The sequence below is a fragment of the Microbispora corallina genome, from assembly GCF_016863035.1.
In the GTDB taxonomy this organism is placed as follows: Bacteria; Actinomycetota; Actinomycetes; order Streptosporangiales; family Streptosporangiaceae; genus Microbispora; species Microbispora corallina.
The window spans coordinates 1-1,042 of the sequence record NZ_BOOC01000097.1; the positions used below are offsets into that span (position 1 = coordinate 1).

1 protein-coding gene is annotated in these 1,042 nt (G+C 67.9%); it reads right to left on the minus strand.

What is annotated here, in order from left to right; translation table 11 throughout:
• Positions 1–988 (minus strand): glycoside hydrolase family 10 protein (locus tag Mco01_RS38690; protein WP_307825771.1); only part of this gene is annotated, 988 nt, incomplete at its 3' end.
• Between the last annotated feature and the right edge of the window lie 54 nt (positions 989–1,042).

Genomic DNA, 1,042 nt, shown 5'->3' on the forward strand with positions numbered 1-1,042 from the left:
TCGGGGTGGGGTTGGGGGTGGCGGCGTTGAGGGCGTTCAGGACGGAGGTGTAGGCGGCCTTCTTGTTGAAGTTGCCGTCGAACAGCAGCGGGGTGTCGCCGGAGCGCCAGGAGTACTTGTCGGTGATGCCCCATACGGTGATGCCGGCGCAGCGGGGGACGGCGGTGCAGGCCTCGACGACGCGGCGGTAGGCGTCGGCCTGGGTGGAGCCGGAGCCGCCGACGTCGAGTTCGGTGATCTGGACGTCCACGCCGAGGGCGGCGAACTGGGCGATGTTCTGCTGGTAGTTGGACGGCGGGTTGCCGAAGTGGGACTGCAGGCCGACGCAGTCGATCGGGACGCCGCGGGCCTTGAAGTCTTTGACCATGTTGTAGACGCCGCGGGTCTTGTTGGCGTTGGCGTCGTCGATGTTGTAGTCGTTGTAGCAGAGTTTGGCGTTGGGGTCGGCGGCGCGGGCGGCCCGGAAGGCCTCCTCGATGAAGCCGTTGCCGAGTTTCTGGGTCCAGATCGAGCTGCGCAGTGAGCCGACGGAGCCGCCGTCGGCGAAGGCTTCGTTGACGACGTCCCAGGCGTAGATCTTGCCCTTGTAGTGGCCCATGACGCCGTTGATGTGGTTGACCATGGCGGTGCGCAGGTCGCTGGTGGACAGGTTGTTGAGCCAGCTGGGGATCTGGGCGTGCCAGACGAGCGTGTGGCCGCGGATCTTCATTCCGTGGCTTTGTGCGTGGCTGACGATCTGGTCGGCGCCGCCGAAGGTGAACTGTCCCCGGTTGGGTTCGGTGGCGTCCCATTTCATTTCGTTTTCCGGGGTGACCGCGTTGAACTCGCGGTCCCAGGTCGCCACGTAGGTCGAGTCGTTCATGTGGCCGGCCGCGATCGCGGTGCCGAAGTAGCGGCCGCTTTGCGCGGCCGCCGCTCCGAGGGTGCTTGCCGCCGCGCCCGCGGGCGTCGTCGACGCCAGGGCCGTGACCACCCCCAGCACGCCCACGGCTCCGGCGATGAGGACCCGGCGGGGACCACCGGATGATCGCCGGCCACCGCC